Here is a 15,223-nt window from a genome sequence, read left to right on the forward strand (position 1 = left end):
CCACAGACCCCAGACCCCCCGTTTCGGGTACGCATCTCGTCGCCGTTTCGCCCTTCCGGGTACGCATCTCGTCGGGGAATCAGGCCTCCGGGTACGAGGGGTCTGGCCGCGTCAGCGCCAACCCTGAGCCGTCAGGGCGGCGACGACGCGGCTGACGATGTGCGCCTCTCCTCTGACGAGGTCCTCCCGGGTGAGGATCACCTGGGCCCAGCCGGCCGACACCGTCCTGCGGTTGCGGCTCCGGTCCCACAGCTGCTGCTCGGGATCGAGGTGGTGCTCGCCGTCGTACTCGATGGCCACCCGGTAGCGCGCGTTGCCCAGATCGACCCAGAGGACCTTGCCCCACGGGTCGACCACCACGCAGTTGGCCTTGAAGCGCGGCAGCCCAGCCCGCTCGAGCATGAGCCGGATCCGCGTCTCCTGGGGTGAATCGGCGCCGACGGCCATGAGCTCGAGGGCGATCCGGGCCCTCCCGAGGCCCGGGACGCGGCGCTTGCCGCCGACATAGGCGCGCAGCTGGGCGAGCGTCACGATCGCAGTGCGGGGGTGGATGCTGCGCTGGTGTTCGGAGACGAGGTGCTCTCCGGCGACGATGACGTCGTCCATGGTGAGCTGGCGGATCCCGCAGAGGTCCAGCCACGTGCGCTCGGGGGTGGTGATCCTCGTGCCGCCGAGCATCATGACGTCCTCGGCGCCGAGGCGGAGGCGGTGCCCGCGCACTTCGAAGCGGCGGGGCTGGCCGAGGCGTTCCTCCGACCCGCCCGAACGGGCGAGGTCGATCTGGGACGTGTCCTGCGCCCACGCTGGCAGAGGCATGCCGTGGAGCAGGGAAGCCGTCAGATGGCTGACCGAGGTGGACTCGTGCAGCCGCGTGTAGGGGGCCGCCCGGCTCAGCAGGTCCTCGCGGGCGTCGAGCGGCCTGCGGATGCCGCGGCTCGGGATGATGATGCGCTCGCTGCGCACCTCGCGCGGCCCGAGCCCTGCCTCGAGCCCGTCGAGCAGGGTGAAGGAGGCCGTGGGGAGCCGGTCAGCGGAGCCTGTGCTGTTCGTCACCGTCCCATTGAGCCACGGACGACGGCGATGCCTCCTGAGTTTTCCACAGGGCCTTCGTTTCGGGTACAGACAGCGGCCCGCCTGAGCACTCCTCGGAGCGGCAGGCGGGCCGTGTGCGTACCCGGATCGGCGTCAGGGCGACGAGATGCGTACCCGGAACGCCGAAAGGGCGACGAGATGCGTACCCGAAACGGGGCAGGCGGGGGACGGGGGGTCAGCGGCGGTGCTGGTCGCCCGTGTTGTTCTTGGCCATGAACGTCATCGGGATCCCGAACGCCGCGGCGAAGAGGAAGATGAGGGCCGCCATCGGCCACACGTTCGTGAAGTCGAGGAACTGCACGAGGTACAGGCCCAGGAGGAAGAGGACCATGAAGATCACGAAGAGGATGATGCTGCCGCCGAGCGGGTTCGGCTCGAGCGGGCGGTTGTACTGGTCGTCGTCAGACATGTCTCTCCTGTGCGGTGCGTCTAGTAGCCGCCGGCGCCGCTGGTGCCGCCGGTGACGATGGCCACCCCGGAGCTGGCTCCGATCCGGGTGGCGCCTGCTGCAATCATAGCCCGGGCGTCGTCCGCGGTTCGCACCCCGCCGGAGGCCTTGACACCGAGGTCGGGGCCCACAGTGGCGCGCATGAGCGCGATGTCCTCGACCGTCGCGCCGCCGCCGTTGAAGCCCGTGGAGGTCTTCACGAAGTCGGCGCCCGCCTCAACGGCCGCCTCGCACGCGAGGACCTTCTGCGCGTCGGTCAGGAGCGAGGTCTCGATGATGACCTTGAGGATGGAAGAGCTGCCGTGCACGGCCTCGGCGACGGCCTGGATGTCGTCGACGAGCGCGCCGCGGTCGTTGGCCCGCGCGGCGGCAATGTTGATGACCATGTCGACCTCGTCTGCGCCATCGAGCGTGGCGCCGCGGGCCTCGAAGACCTTCACATCGGTGGGCGTCGCCCCAAGCGGGAAGCCTGCCACGGCACACGTGAGCACGCCTGAGCCCCGCAGCGCCCGGGTTGCCGTCTTGACCCAGAGCGGGTTCACGCACACCGATTTGAACCCGTACTTCACGGCCTCGCTGCACAGGGCGAGGATGTCGGCCTCGCTGGCCTCGGGCTTGAGCAGCGTGTGGTCGATGTAGCCGGCAAGGTCCGCGGGAGTCAGTGCGGGCTCGGAAGACACGTCGGCGTCCTTTCGCTTGGGTCATCCCATACTGGCACATCGGCTACTGGCACACCGGCTACTGGCACATCGGCTACTGGCACACCGGCGCGGGCTCTCCGGCCGCGCGCGAAGAAGGAGGAGGCGCCTGGCGCTGGGAGCGGCCGCGCGGACACCGAGAAGAACGAGTACCGCCATGTGCATCGGCGCCGGTCCGGCGTTGCTCTGCTAGCGTCTAGTTGGAGGGTTGACAGGCTTTCCCTTGGTGGTACGTCTTCGGCGAGGAGGGGCTGTTGGCACAGGAATCAGGACGTGCAGCGGCCGTCCCACGACGGCGGAAGCCCAGCATCAATGATGTGGCGAAGATCGCCGGCGTCTCGTACCAGACCGTCTCCCGGGTCATCAACAACGCCCCGGACGTGAGCCCTGCGACCCGGGACCGGGTGCTCGGGGTGATCAAGGAGATCGGCTACCGCCGCAATCGGACGGCCACTGCGCTCGTCACCAGTAGGTCGACGGTGATTGGGATCCTTACGGACGGCTCTCCGCGTTTCGGACCGGTCGGGACGCTCATGGCGCTCGAGAGCCTGGCGCGGCAGAACGGCTATGCATCGACGGTTGTGACCGTTGACGAGCCTTACGCGGAGACCGTGCCGAAGGCACTCGACACCTTGGACGACGTGGGCGTCGACGGCATCATCGTCATCGCGCCACGCCTTGCGATGGCTGCCGCTGTATGGAATGCCGACGTCCGGGTTCCTGTTGAGATGATCGCCGCGGGGGCCTCTTCCACGCCGAACGTCTTCACCTACTCCGAGAACCAGGAACTGGGTGCCCGCATGGCGACCCAGCACCTCATCGACCTAGGCCACACTGACATCGCCCATATTGCAGGGTCGATGGAGTGGTTCGACGGCCGTGTCCGCAAGCGCGGCTGGGAAGCGGCGATGCGGGACGCGGGCCTGGAACCGGGGCTGTGCGTCGAGGGGGACTGGAGCCCGAAGTTTGCCTATGAGACTGGCTTGCGCCTCGTCGCCGAGGGAAGGGTTCCGCAGGCGATCTTCGCGGTGAGCGACCACACGGCCCTCGGCCTGATCCGTGCCTTCGCCGAGAACGGCGTCCGCGTGCCTGAGGACGTGAGCATCGTCGGCTTCGACGACGTCGAAGGCTCCGACTATTTCCTCCCGCCGCTGACAACTGTCCGCCAGGATTTTCCGGCGCTCGCCCAAGCCAGCATCGACGTGCTCCTGGGGGCAGTCGAGGGGCGTGAGGTCGACAGGACTCCCAGTGTCCCGACACTCGTGGTGAGGGCGAGCGCCATCCGAGCGCGTCTCCGCCAAACGAGCCCGTAAGCCCGGATGCGCTGAAACCAGCGCGAGCGCTCGCTCCCCTCCAGGGCGAGCGCTCGTGCCTCTCCTGGGCCAGCCGGCACCTGCGCCCACGCCGGATGCTCCCAGGGCCCCGCCGGCGACCACCCTCAAAAAGTGACCCTTGACACAACGGTCCGTGAACGTTCACGATAGTTAGACCGTGAACGTTCACGGAACATCTCAAGGAAGAGGAGGAGCCATGGTGGAAGCCGACAACTCGGCCAAGTCCCTCGGGCTCCCAGCCGAGGTCGGCGTCGGTGAAGTCGATGCCGGGCAATGGGCCCACGCGGCCCAGCTGCTGCGCGCGGCGCCCGGTTCGGGCAGCGATCTCGTCAGGGGTGTGGACGCCTTCGTACCCCGGAACTCCTCGGCGGTCGTGGGCGTCGTCCACGACGGGGCGCTGTGGGCGAGCCTGGTCGTCACGGCGGATGATTCAGGCGCTCTCGCGGCGGTGAGCACCGTCGACCCGGACGGCCTGCATCCTTCCGCTGACCTGGCCGGTGTCTCCTCCGAGGCGGTCTCCTGGGTACAGGCGCACCGCGGCCCCTGCAGCGTCGGACTCTTCTTCGACAGGCATCAAGCGGCGGCGTTCCTGAACGCCGCGGACAAGGCCGCCGCCATCCGCGCAGCCTCGACTGCCGGCGGCCTCATCCTCTCGCCGGTCCCGCCCGCTCTCGCTCTCGCCCTCGCCTGAGCCCCCCGCCCCGGACACTCGTACAACCCGATCCAGACCGCTCAGGGCACGGCCCCGGAGAGCGTCGATCCAGCAGCACCCTTCCCCTCCCCAACAGGACTGGAGCACCTCATGATTCGCAGAACAGCCTTCCTCGCAGCGGCCGCCGCCATCACCTTGGGCGCCGCTGGATGCAGCTCATCGACGAGCGCCGCCGGAGGAACGGATTCGGCCGTCTCCCAGAAGGCCGAGACCGCACTCAGGCAGGTGACCGGCCAGGTGCTCAGCAAGGGTCCCAACGGCGAGACCCCATCGCCGGCCTCAGCCACGACCCTGACCCCGGAGGAGATCGCCAAGGTCAAGGCCATGGGCGCCACGGCCGCAATCGTCATGCACTACGGCGGCAATGACTGGGCCACAGCGCAGATTGCCGGCCTCAAGAGCGAGTTCGAGAAGCTCGGCATCAAGGTCATCGCCACAACGGATGCCGACTTCAAGCCGGACAAGCAGGTCTCCGACCTGGAGACCGTCATGACCCAGAAGCCGAACATCATCGTCTCGATCCCCACCGACCCCGTCGCGACCGCCACCGCCTACCGGAAGGCCGCCCAGGCCGGGGCCAAGCTGGTCTTCATGGACAACGTCCCGCAGGGCTTCGTCGCGGGCAAGGACTACGTCTCCGACGTCTCAGCGGACAACTACGGCAACGGCGTGGTCTCCGCGCACGAGATGGCCAAGGCACTCGGCGGCAAGGGCAAGATCGGAGTCATCTTCCACCAGGCCGACTTCTTCGTGACCCAGCAGCGCTACCAGGGCTTCAAGAGCACCATCGCGAAGGACTACCCGGACATCCAGATCGTCGAGGAGAAGGGCATCGCCGGCCCTGACTTCGCCGGAGACGCGCAGGCCGCGGCGAACGCGATGCTGAGCAAGCACGCCGATCTCTCGGGCATCTGGGCCGTGTGGGACGTCCCGGCCGAGGGTGTCATGGCGGCGGCACGTGCTGCAGGCCGCCAGGACCTCAAGATCGCGACCGAGGACCTCGGCAAGAACGTCGCCATCGCGCTCGCGAAGAACGACCTCGTGGTAGGCCTCGGGGCTCAGGTCCCGTTTGACCAGGGTGTGACCGAGGCCCAGATCGCGGCCGGATCGCTGCTGGGCAAGAAGGAGCCGGCCTACGTGGCGCTGAGCGCCCTGCCCGTGGACCACTCGAACGTCCTGGACGCCTGGAAGCAGGTCTACCACGCCGACGCCCCCGCGGACCTCCAGAGCTCCTACAAGAAGTAGCGGGCAAGAAGCAGCAGAAGCAGTCGGGCGGTGGCTCACGCCCCCGCCCGGGAGGGACAACCCATGACTACGCCAGACAATGCCGTCGAGATGCGGTCCATCTCCAAGGCCTTCAACGGGGTGCCGGTCCTGAAGGAGGTCGACTTCGAAGTCCACAAGGGCGAAGTCCACGCGCTCGCGGGTGGCAACGGCGCCGGCAAGTCCACCCTGATGAAGATCCTGCAGGGCGTGTACCAGGCCGATGCCGGCGAGATCCTCATCGACAGGGAGCCTGCCGCGATCAATTCGATCCAAGATGCGAAGTCCGCCGGAATCGGAATGGTCTTCCAGGAATTCAGCCTCGTGCCGAGCCTCACCGTCGCGCAGAACATCTTCCTGGCCTCGGAACCTCTGGCCGGGGGCTTCATCGACGACCGCGAGGCCGTGCGCCGGGCCAAGAAGATCTTCGACGAGATGGAGGTCAGGGTGGACCCCAAGGCCGAGGTCTCCCGCCTCGGCACGGCGTACTGGCAGCTCACGGAGATCGCCAAGGCACTGTCCCAGAACGCGAGGGTGCTCATCATGGACGAGCCGACCGCGAGCCTGGCCAAACACGAGACCGAGGCACTCTTCGAGCTCATCGACCGTCTCAAGGCGCGCGGCATCTCGATCATCTACATCTCCCACCGCATGGACGAGGTGTACCGGATCGCAGACCGCATCACGATCCTGCGCGACGGTCGGCGCCTGCTCACCGAGCCGCTCTCGGCCGTGACGCCCGAGCAGATCGTCGAGGGCATCGTCGGCAAGAAGATCGAGGGGCAGCTCGCCTACCGCGAACGGGAGCACGCGCCGCACGACGGCGTTCCGCTCCTGGAGGTGCGCGGGCTCACCTCCGGGCCCAAGGTCCGCGATGTCTCCTTCGCCCTGCGGCCCGGGGAGATCCTCGGACTCGCAGGCCTCATGGGCTCCGGGCGCACCGAACTGGCCCGCACCCTGTTCGGCATCGACAGGGCCACGAGCGGCGAGATCCTCATCAAGGGCAAGAAGGTCACGATCGGCTCACCCAAGCAGGCGATCGCGGCGGGGCTGGCCTTGATTCCCGAGGACCGGCGCGCCCAGGGCCTGGTCCTGGAGCACTCGGTGCGCGACAACCTTCTGCTGCCCCTCCTCGGCAGCATCAGCCGTGGCCCGCTGCTGGACATCGGCGAGGGCAAGAGGCTCTCGTCCTCGCTCATCGACAAGCTTGCGGTGAAGGTGGCCCACCCGAACCGGCCCGTCAGGCTCCTCTCCGGCGGCAACCAGCAGAAGGTGGTCATCGCCAAGTGGCTGGGCACCGAGCCTGAGGTGCTCATCCTCGACGAGCCGACGGCCGGCGTCGACATCGGAACGAAGAGCGAAATCCTCGACATGATCCGGGACCTCGCGAGCACCGGCAAAGCGGTGATCGTCATCTCCTCCGAATACCCAGAACTCCTTGCGGTGAGCGACCGAGTCCTCGTCCTCAAGGAAGGCTCCATCATCCAAGATCTGCCTCGCGGCGACATCGCCGACGAGGAGTCCCTCCAACTCGCAGTCCAGGGAGTCTGACATGAGCAAGACAGCCCCCGCGGCCACTATCGAGTCGCCGGCGTCGCCGAGCTTCGGCGAGACGCTGAGGAAGCTCGACTGGCGCCGCTACGTCATCTACATCGGCTTCGTCGTGGTCTTCGCGTTCTTCGCGATCCTCCTCCACGACCAGGGCTTCCTGTCCGCCGTCAACCTGCTGAACATCTTCCGGCAGACCGCGACCATCACGGTCATCGCGGTCGGGATGACCTACGTCATCTCGTGCGCCGAGATCGACCTCAGCGTCGGATCGACCGCCGGCCTCTCGAGCGTCGCCACCGCCATGGGCATCTCCCAGTGGGGCCTCGTGCCGGGCATCCTGGCAGGCCTCGCCATGGGGGTGATCGTCGGCGCGATCAACGGCGGCCTCGTGAGCCTGCTGGGCATCCCCTCGTTCCTCGTGACCCTGGGCATGATGGGGATCGCGGTCGGGGCTGCCCAGTGGGTCACCGCATCGGCTCCGCAGCCGATCCTCGACGACACGTTCAACACGCTCTTCGGCTCCGGGAACATTGGCCCGGTCCCAGGCCTCGTCCTGTGGTCCGCCCTCTTCGTGGCGGCCGGCGCGGTCGTGCTGTCCCGCACGAAGTTCGGCCGGCAGGTCCTCGCAACCGGAGGCAATCGCACCGCAGCCGACTTCACCGGCATCAACACCAAGCGCATCAAGTTCCAGGTCCTGCTGATCTCGGGCATCGTCGCGAGCATCGCGGGCATGCTCTACGCGGGGCGCCTCCAGTCCGGCCGCTTCCAGTGGGGCACAGGTGATGAGCTCTCGGCCATCGCCGCCGTGATCCTCGGCGGCACCAGTCTGTTCGGAGGCTCCGGGACGGTGATCGGGACGCTGTTCGGCTCGCTCCTGATCGGCCTCATCAACAACGGCCTGATCCTCGCCGGACTCGACAGCAGCCAGCAGCAGGTCGTCCGCGGCGCGATCATCATCCTGGCCGTCGCTCTGGCCCGGAAGAAGTAGCTGTGGGCGCGCCACTCCGCTCCGGGATCATCGGCACGGGATTCATGGGCGAGGTCCACGCGCACGCCGTGCGGGCCGCGGGCGGCACCCTCAGTGCCGTCGCGGGCCGGACGACGGCGGGTGCGGAACGCGCGGCAGCCGTCCTCGGCGCCGCCCACTCAGCAGCTTCGCCGGAGGCCCTGATCGATCGGGACGACGTCGATGTCGTGCACATCTGCAGCCCCAACGCGACGCACGCACAGTATGCGGAGCGGGCCCTCGCAGCTGGCAAGGCGGTCGTGTGCGAGAAGCCCCTCGCGACCTCGGTTGAGGATGCCGTGCAGCTCGCAGCCCTGGCCCAGCGCCACGAAAGCATTGCATCCGTGCCCTTCGTGTACCGGTTCTACCCTGCCGTCCGAGAGGCGCGAAGCCTCGTCTGCCGTGGAGACGCTGGCCGCCTGTGGCTCCTGCACGGCTCCTACCTGCAGGACTGGCTCGCCAGCCCCCAGACCACGAACTGGCGCGTCGACCCCACGAGGGGAGGGGCGTCCCGGGCCTTCGGCGACATCGGCGTGCACTGGTGCGACCTCATGGAATTCGTCACCGGGCAGCGGATCACCCGGCTCGTCGCCTCCACCTCGCAGGCGTTTGCTGAACGGCTCGGCGATGGGGGCTCCGCCCCGGTCACCACCGAGGACGGAGCGAGTGTGCTGTTCGAGACCGACCAGGGTGCGACGGGGTCTGTCGTGGTCAGCCAGGTCACCCCGGGCCGGAAGAACCGGCTCTGGTTCTCCTTCGACGGGACCGATGCGTCCCTGAGCTTCGACCAGGAGCAGCCGGACACACTCTGGGTGGGACGGACAGCGGCCTCCACCCGGGTGGCCGCTGGCCGCGACACCCTCGCCACCGAGGCCGGGAGGCGGTATGCCCGGCTCCCCGCCGGCCACCCGCAGGGCTATCAGGACAGCTTCAACGCGTTCGTCGCCGATGTCTACGAGGCTGTGCGCGGCAACGCACCTGACGGGCTCCCCACCTTCGCCGACGGGCTCCGCGCGGCCCAGCTCACCCAGGCGATCATCGCCTCAGCCCAGAGGGGCGGATGGGTCGCTACTCCCATGCAGGACGAGCCGGCCCGCCGCGCTCACACCACCATCTGAAAGGGCCACAGCCAATGAAACTCGGATACTGCACCATCACGTGGGGCGGCGTCGTCGGGCATCCCGTCGGGGTCACGAGCGTCAAGGACCTCTTCTACATGACGCACGGTTCGATGGAGACGGCCGTGAAGGACATTGCCTCAGTCGGCTACGAGGGCGTGGAGATGTTCGACGGCAATCTCGTCGAGTACGCGGACCGGCCCGGGGAGCTCCGCGACCTCCTCGAGGACGCGGGCGTCACGCTCGTGAGCGTCTACACCGGGGCGAACTTCATCTACCCTGACATCCTCCCCGACGAGCTGCACCGCATCCAGCGGTCCGCGGAACTGGCGGCGATGTTCGGGGCTGAGCGCCTCGTCGTCGGCGGTGGCGCGCGGCGCGCCGCGGGGACCAGGGACGAGGACTACCAGCGCCTCGGCGAAGCGCTCGACCGGGTCGTGGACATCGCCGAAGGAGCCGGCCTGGCCGCCAGCTACCACCCGCACCTCAGCACCATCGTCGAAGGCCCCGACGAGCTGGAGCGCCTGATGCTGCTGACCAGGATCGGCTTCTGCCCCGACACGGCGCATCTGGCCGCCGGCGGCGCCGACCCCGCGGCCATGATCCGCAAATACCCTGAGCGCCTCCGCCATGTGCACCTGAAGGACCTCCGCACGGACCCGTTCGGATTCCTGCCGCTGGGCGAGGGCGTCCTCGACCTTACGGACATCGTCCAGGCCATCAAGGAGAGCGGCTACGACAGCTGGCTCATGGTCGAGCTCGACGAGTACGACGGGGACCCCCGCGCTGCCGCCGAGATCAGCAAGAAGTACCTCGACGACCTCCTCCACTCCTGACCCCCCCATCGAAAAGGAACACGTCATGAAGAACCTCAACGTCGGCCTCATCGGAGGCGGCTTCATGGGCAAGGCCCATTCGCTCGCCTACTCGGCGATGCCCATGTTCTTCTGGCCGGCCCCGGCCATGCCCGTCCGCAAGACGATCGCCGAGGCGACCGAGGACCTCGCTGCCGAGGCTGCCCGCCGCTTCGGCTTCGAGCAGTCGACCTCGGACTGGCGCAAGGTCGTCGAAGACCCGGAGATCGACGTCGTGGACATCGCCACGCCGAACCACCTCCACGCCGAGATCGCGATCGCCGCAGCCCAGGCAGGCAAGCACATCATCTGCGAGAAGCCCCTGGCCCGCACCGGCGAGGAGTCCAAGGCCATGTACGACGCGGTCAAGGACGCAGGCATCGTCCACATGGTGGCCTTCAACTACCGCCGCACTCCCGCCGTCGCCCTTGCCAAGAAGTACATCGAAGAGGGCGCGATCGGCCGCATCCTGAACTTCCGCGGCACCTACCTGCAGGACTGGAGCGCCGACCCCAACTCCCCGCTGTCGTGGCGCTTCCAGAAGTCCGTCGCCGGCTCCGGCGCGCTCGGAGACATCGCCACTCATGTCATCGACATGGCCCGCTACCTCGTCGGCGAGTTCGCCTCCGTCAACTCGATCCTCTCGACATGGATTCCTGATCGGCCCCTGCAGTCCGGCGGGGCTGACGCGCTCGGGAACGTCCGGGGAGGCGACGGGCCGCGCGGTGACGTCGACGTCGATGACGAGGTCATGACCATGGTCCGCTTCGCCAACGGGGCCGTCGGTTCCATCGAGGCCACCCGCAATGGGTGGGGGAGGAACAACTTCATCACGTTCGAGATCCACGGCACCGAGGGCAGCATCGTCTTCAACTACGAGCGCCGGGACGAGCTCCAGGTCTGCTTCGCGAACGACGGCGGCGACCGCCGCGGCTTCCGGACCGTCTACACAGGGCCAGCCCACCCCTACGGAGACGGCCTCTGGCCGATCCCCGCTCTCGGCATCGGCTACGGCGAGACGAAGATCATCGAGGCGCACGACTTCTTCAAGGCCATCGCCGAGGGCACCAGTGTGAGCCCGAACTTCGCCGACGGATACCAGACTGCCCTCATCGACGACGCGATCGTCGCCTCGGCGGAGAAGGACGCGTGGGTCGACGTACCCCGCGTTGCGGAACTCGCGGACTAGCGCGGACAGCACCCAGAGGTGGGGACAGCAGGCCTGCCCCCACCTCTGCCCCCAGCAGGAGGAAAGATGAATCCCTCATCTCCAGCAGACCACAGTCCAGCAGACTGCAATCCAGCAGGACCGGCGGCGCAGGAAGCCTGGCTGATGCCGGTCTTCACCCCCAGACCAGACCGCGCCGCCGAGCTGCGCACCGCTCTCCACGAGCTCCAGCAGGCGAGCCGCAAGGACCCAGGCTGTATCGAATACAGCGTCTATGAGGCCGACGGACGATTCGTCCTGATCGAGGGCTGGGACAGCCACGCCGACCTCGACAGCCACAACGAGCAGGCACACGTCCGAGAATTCGTCGGCAGTTCGGTGGACCTGCTCGCACAGCCGTTCACCGTCACAAGCATCACCCCCGTGAGCTGAGAGCCCGCGAGCTGAGAGCCCCACCATCCGAGGAGACCCCATGCCCCGCCCGTTCACCCTGTTCACCGGCCAGTGGGCCGACCTGAAGCTCGAGGCGGTCGCCGAGCTCGCCGCCGGCTGGGGCTACGACGGCCTCGAGATCGCCGTCTCCGGCGAGCACCTCGACGCCTCCCGCTGGGACGATCAGGCCTACATCGACGAGCGCCTGGGCATCCTCGCCCGCCACGGCCTGGGCCTGTACGCGATCTCGAACCACCTCAAGGGCCAGGCCGTGTGCGATGACCCGATCGACTTCCGCCACCAGGGGATCGTCGGCTCGGCCGTGTGGGGCGACGGCGACCCCGAGGGCGTCCGCACCCGCGCCGCCGAGGACCTCAAGGACACCGCCCGCCTGGCCAAGGCGCTCGGGGTCAAGACCGTCGTCGGGTTCACCGGCTCGAGCATCTGGCAGTACGTGGCCATGTTCCCGCCCGTCCCCGCGGCCGTGATCGAGGCCGGCTACCAGGACTTCGCCGACCGGTGGAACCCCATCCTGGACGTCTTCGACGAGTGCGGGGTCCGGTTCGCCCACGAGGTCCACCCGAGCGAGATCGCCTACGACTACGTCTCCACCCAGAAGGCGCTCGAGGCCATCGGCCACCGGCCCGCGTTCGGGCTGAACTGGGACCCCTCCCACATGATGTGGCAGGGCCTGGACCCGGTCGCGTTCATCACCGACTTCCCCGACCGGATCTACCACGTGGACTGCAAGGACACCCGGATGCGCATGGGCAACGGCCGCGCCGGCATCCTCTCCTCCCACCTGCCCTGGGGCGACCCCCGCCGCGGCTGGGACTTCGTCTCCGCCGGCCGCGGCGACGTCCCCTGGGAGGACTGCTTCCGCGCCCTGACCGCGATCGGCTACGACGGGCCCATCAGCATCGAATGGGAGGACGCCGGCATGGACCGCCTCATCGGCGCCCCCGAAGCCCTCAACGCCCTCAAGCGCTTCGACTTCGCCCCCGCCACCGCCTCCTTCGACGCCGCCTTCAGCAACCAGACCTGACAGCGACCAGATGTCCCAGAGGGGTGAGGAACGATGCTGATACGTATCGACGACTGGTCGACCCTCACCGGCCGCCAGATTGAACTGCGCCTGGACGGTAGGCCTGTCTGTGCCGGAATCGTAGGGGAGGTCCTGGCAGGCGGGACCGTTCTGCTCATCCAGCCGTTCACAGGCGCCCGCACCGCATTCGACAAACACGACGCATACGAGGCGTGGGCAGCTCTTGCCTGTGTGGGGCCAGGCCTCAGCCGGCCGCGACGCGCAGCCGGTACCCGCGCTTCACCACGGTCTGCACCAGCTGCGGGTCCGGCAGCGCCCCGCGCAGCCGGTTGACCGCCATGTCCAGGGCGTGGTTCGAGGCTGACGGTGAGACGAGCCGGGCGAGGGTCTCGCGGGGCACCACGGCGCCCCCGGCATCCAGCAGCGTCCGGAAGAGCAGCATCGCCGCCGGCGGGAGGAACAGCTCCGACCCGGCCACCGTGACGGCCCGGCCCCGCAGCGCCACGGTCCCCGCCGGGGTCTCGACGCTGCGCACCGCCCGCCGCTCGAGGTTGTCCGTGACGAGCTTGACGAGAGCCCCCATGCGGAACCGCTCCGGGATCCACGGGCTGAGGCCGGCGGCCTCGAGGGGCGCGGCGGTGACGGGGCCGACGGCGGCGGTCGCCACCCGCCGGCGCAGTGCCCCGACGAGCTCGCGGTGGACTCCGAGCTCGTGGGCGGTGCTGAACAGGGCGTCCACGGCCGGGGCGCTCGTGAAGGTCACGACGTCGAGGGCGCCCTCGCACACGGCAGCGATGAGCGTCTCGACGCGGTCGTCGCCCTCCGGCCGCACCCACCGGTAGGGGGTGACGGTGACGAGTTCCGCCCCTGCCTCGCGGAGCCGGTCGAGCTGGCCCCGGTCGGTGTAGCCGTGCAGCTGGACGACGACGCGCCGGCCGTCGAGCCGGCCCCCGGCGTCGCGCAGCACGAGGTCCACGAGCGTGGAGGTGGTCTCGTCGTTGGCGATGCCGACGTCGGCGAGCCCGGCCGCGCGGACCGCGCCGCGGGCCTTGGGGCCGCGCACGTAGAGCGAGGCGCCGGCGAGGGACTCCTGCAGCGCGTCGCCGAGCCCCGCGGCGTCGGCCACCTCGAGCCAGCGCCGCATGCCGTAGGCCGTGGTGATGACGGCAAGGTCCGGCCGGGCGGCGATGGTGCGGCGGGTGTCCTCGAGGAGGCCCTGGTCCTGGTCCACCGGCGCGATCGTGAGCACCGGGGCGTGCAGGACCTCCGCGCCCCGCCGCTCGAGCGCCTCGATCAGGTCCTGGGAGCGCCGGTGCGAGGTGACGCCCACGCGGAAGCCGCGCAGGAGGCCGCCGAGCGCGCCCCCTGCCGCCGGTCCCGGGCACGCGTCGTCCGGCCGCACCGCGGCGGCGCTCATGCGGGGCTCCCGGCCGGCTGCTCCGCGAGGGCGCCGACGAGCCCCCGCAGCTCGGCGGTGTACGCCGCGCCCGCCCGGGCGCCGGGCCCTGCCGCCCGCACGACGTCCCCGATGACGATCACGGCAGGGTTGCCGCAGCGGCCCGTGTCCGCCTCGGCGCTGCCGAGGTCGGTGACGGTGGTGCGCTGGCCCGACTGGTGGCCGCGCTCGACCACGGCGAGCGGCGTCGTGAGGCCCAAGCCCGCCCGCCGCAGCCCGGCGGCGAGGTGGGGGAGCGTGGCGATGCCCATGAGGACGACGACGGTCCCTCCTTCCGCCGCGAGCCCGGCAAGGTGGAGGTGCTCGGCGTCGGTCAGCGGGGCGTGCCCGGAGATGACGGTGAACGAGTGGCTGACGTTGCGGTGGGTGACAGGGATCCCCGCGGCCGCGGGCACGGCGATCGAGCTCGAGATCCCGGACACGACGCGCACGGGGACGCCCGCGGCCGCGCAGGCGGCGGCCTCCTCGGCGCCGCGGCCGAACACGAAGGGGTCCCCACCCTTGAGGCGCACCACGTTCGCGGGGCGCCCGGTGAGGCCGTACGTGGCGTAGTCGACGAGCAGCCGGTTGATCTCCTCCTGCGGCACCTTGTGGTGCCCGGGGAGCTTGCCGACGTCGACGAGCCGGGCGGTGGTGAGCGAGGGGAGCTCGCGCCAGGGGGCGAGCCGGTCGAACAGGACGATGTCGGCATCGCGGAGCGCCTCGACGGCCTCGACCGTGAGCAGCCCGCGGGACCCGGGGCCGCCGCCCACGAGGGTCACGTGGCCGCGGCGGCCCGCCGGCGGCTCCGTGACGAGCGGGACCCCGAGCCTGCGGTAGTGGTCCAGCACGGGCTGCCACGCGGCGTCGTGCGCGTCCGGGCGCCCCACCACTGCCACGAGTGCGGGCCTGGCGGGCACGGCGGGGGCCGTCATGTAGGCCTCGGGCGAGGCGAAGAAGGTCAGACACGCTCCCGCCGTCCGGTAGCGCGCGAGGGCCTGCCGGGACTCGTCATGCTCGCCGAGGACGACGACGGGAAGGCCCTCGAGGGACAGGGTGATCTGCAT

General features: G+C 69.4%; 15 protein-coding genes. 10 read left to right on the plus strand and 5 right to left on the minus strand.

Going from position 1 to position 15,223, the window contains the following annotated elements; genetic code table 11:
• Positions 1-111: 111 nt before the first annotated feature.
• From J2W21_RS04255 to deoC, 3 genes are all read right to left on the minus strand, one after another.
• Complete coding sequence (locus J2W21_RS04255; RefSeq protein WP_307113265.1) at positions 112-1,053, minus strand: endonuclease domain-containing protein; 942 nt, start codon at positions 1,051-1,053, stop codon at positions 112-114.
• A gap of 214 nt (positions 1,054-1,267) precedes the next feature.
• Positions 1,268-1,501 (minus strand): hypothetical protein, encoded by a 234-nt coding sequence (locus J2W21_RS04260; protein ID WP_307006110.1) that lies wholly within the window; start codon positions 1,499-1,501, stop codon positions 1,268-1,270.
• Between the two features lie 20 nt (positions 1,502-1,521).
• Positions 1,522-2,220: a deoxyribose-phosphate aldolase gene (deoC, locus tag J2W21_RS04265; protein WP_307113266.1), complete on the minus strand. Its 699-nt coding sequence runs from the start codon at positions 2,218-2,220 to the stop codon at positions 1,522-1,524.
• 335 nt (positions 2,221-2,555) lie between these two features.
• Here deoC and J2W21_RS04270 point away from each other — a divergent pair, with 335 nt between their 5' ends.
• From J2W21_RS04270 to J2W21_RS04315, 10 genes are all read left to right on the plus strand, one after another.
• The gene (locus J2W21_RS04270) at positions 2,556-3,551 is read left to right on the plus strand and encodes a LacI family DNA-binding transcriptional regulator (protein ID WP_307113267.1); all 996 of its coding nucleotides are present in this window, start codon (positions 2,556-2,558) and stop codon (positions 3,549-3,551) included.
• A gap of 217 nt (positions 3,552-3,768) precedes the next feature.
• Positions 3,769-4,263: a hypothetical protein gene (locus J2W21_RS04275; RefSeq protein WP_307113268.1), complete on the plus strand. Its 495-nt coding sequence runs from the start codon at positions 3,769-3,771 to the stop codon at positions 4,261-4,263.
• 111 nt (positions 4,264-4,374) lie between these two features.
• Positions 4,375-5,529, plus strand: coding sequence for a substrate-binding domain-containing protein (locus tag J2W21_RS04280; RefSeq protein WP_307113269.1), 1,155 nt, complete (start codon positions 4,375-4,377; stop codon positions 5,527-5,529).
• A 63-nt stretch (positions 5,530-5,592) separates the two neighbouring features.
• Positions 5,593-7,098: a sugar ABC transporter ATP-binding protein gene (locus J2W21_RS04285; RefSeq protein ID WP_307113270.1), complete on the plus strand. Its 1,506-nt coding sequence runs from the start codon at positions 5,593-5,595 to the stop codon at positions 7,096-7,098.
• Position 7,099: 1 nt separating this feature from the next.
• Positions 7,100-8,086: an ABC transporter permease gene (locus J2W21_RS04290; protein ID WP_307113271.1), complete on the plus strand. Its 987-nt coding sequence runs from the start codon at positions 7,100-7,102 to the stop codon at positions 8,084-8,086.
• Positions 8,087-8,088: 2 nt separating this feature from the next.
• A complete protein-coding gene (locus tag J2W21_RS04295) occupies positions 8,089-9,222 on the plus strand; it encodes a Gfo/Idh/MocA family protein (protein WP_307113272.1) in 1,134 nt (377 codons plus the stop codon).
• Between the two features lie 14 nt (positions 9,223-9,236).
• A complete protein-coding gene (locus J2W21_RS04300; protein WP_307113273.1) occupies positions 9,237-10,058 on the plus strand; it encodes a sugar phosphate isomerase/epimerase family protein in 822 nt (273 codons plus the stop codon).
• Between the two features lie 25 nt (positions 10,059-10,083).
• Complete coding sequence (locus tag J2W21_RS04305) at positions 10,084-11,265, plus strand: Gfo/Idh/MocA family protein (RefSeq protein WP_307113274.1); 1,182 nt, start codon at positions 10,084-10,086, stop codon at positions 11,263-11,265.
• 144 nt (positions 11,266-11,409) lie between these two features.
• Positions 11,410-11,676 (plus strand): putative quinol monooxygenase, encoded by a 267-nt coding sequence (locus J2W21_RS04310; protein WP_307113275.1) that lies wholly within the window; start codon positions 11,410-11,412, stop codon positions 11,674-11,676.
• 40 nt (positions 11,677-11,716) lie between these two features.
• The gene (locus J2W21_RS04315) at positions 11,717-12,721 is read left to right on the plus strand and encodes a sugar phosphate isomerase/epimerase family protein (protein WP_307113276.1); all 1,005 of its coding nucleotides are present in this window, start codon (positions 11,717-11,719) and stop codon (positions 12,719-12,721) included.
• 244 nt (positions 12,722-12,965) lie between these two features.
• On the opposite strand, the gene J2W21_RS04320 is transcribed toward J2W21_RS04315, so the two are convergent.
• Both J2W21_RS04320 and cobA read right to left on the minus strand, forming a co-directional pair.
• The gene (locus J2W21_RS04320; RefSeq protein ID WP_307113277.1) at positions 12,966-14,138 is read right to left on the minus strand and encodes a uroporphyrinogen-III synthase; all 1,173 of its coding nucleotides are present in this window, start codon (positions 14,136-14,138) and stop codon (positions 12,966-12,968) included.
• A complete protein-coding gene (cobA, locus tag J2W21_RS04325; protein ID WP_307113278.1) occupies positions 14,135-15,223 on the minus strand; it encodes a uroporphyrinogen-III C-methyltransferase in 1,089 nt (362 codons plus the stop codon). The genes J2W21_RS04320 and cobA overlap by 4 nt, the downstream gene beginning before the upstream one ends.

Origin of the sequence: Sinomonas atrocyanea, assembly GCF_030811715.1 — a bacterium.
Lineage (GTDB): Bacteria > Actinomycetota > Actinomycetes > Actinomycetales > Micrococcaceae > Sinomonas > Sinomonas atrocyanea_A.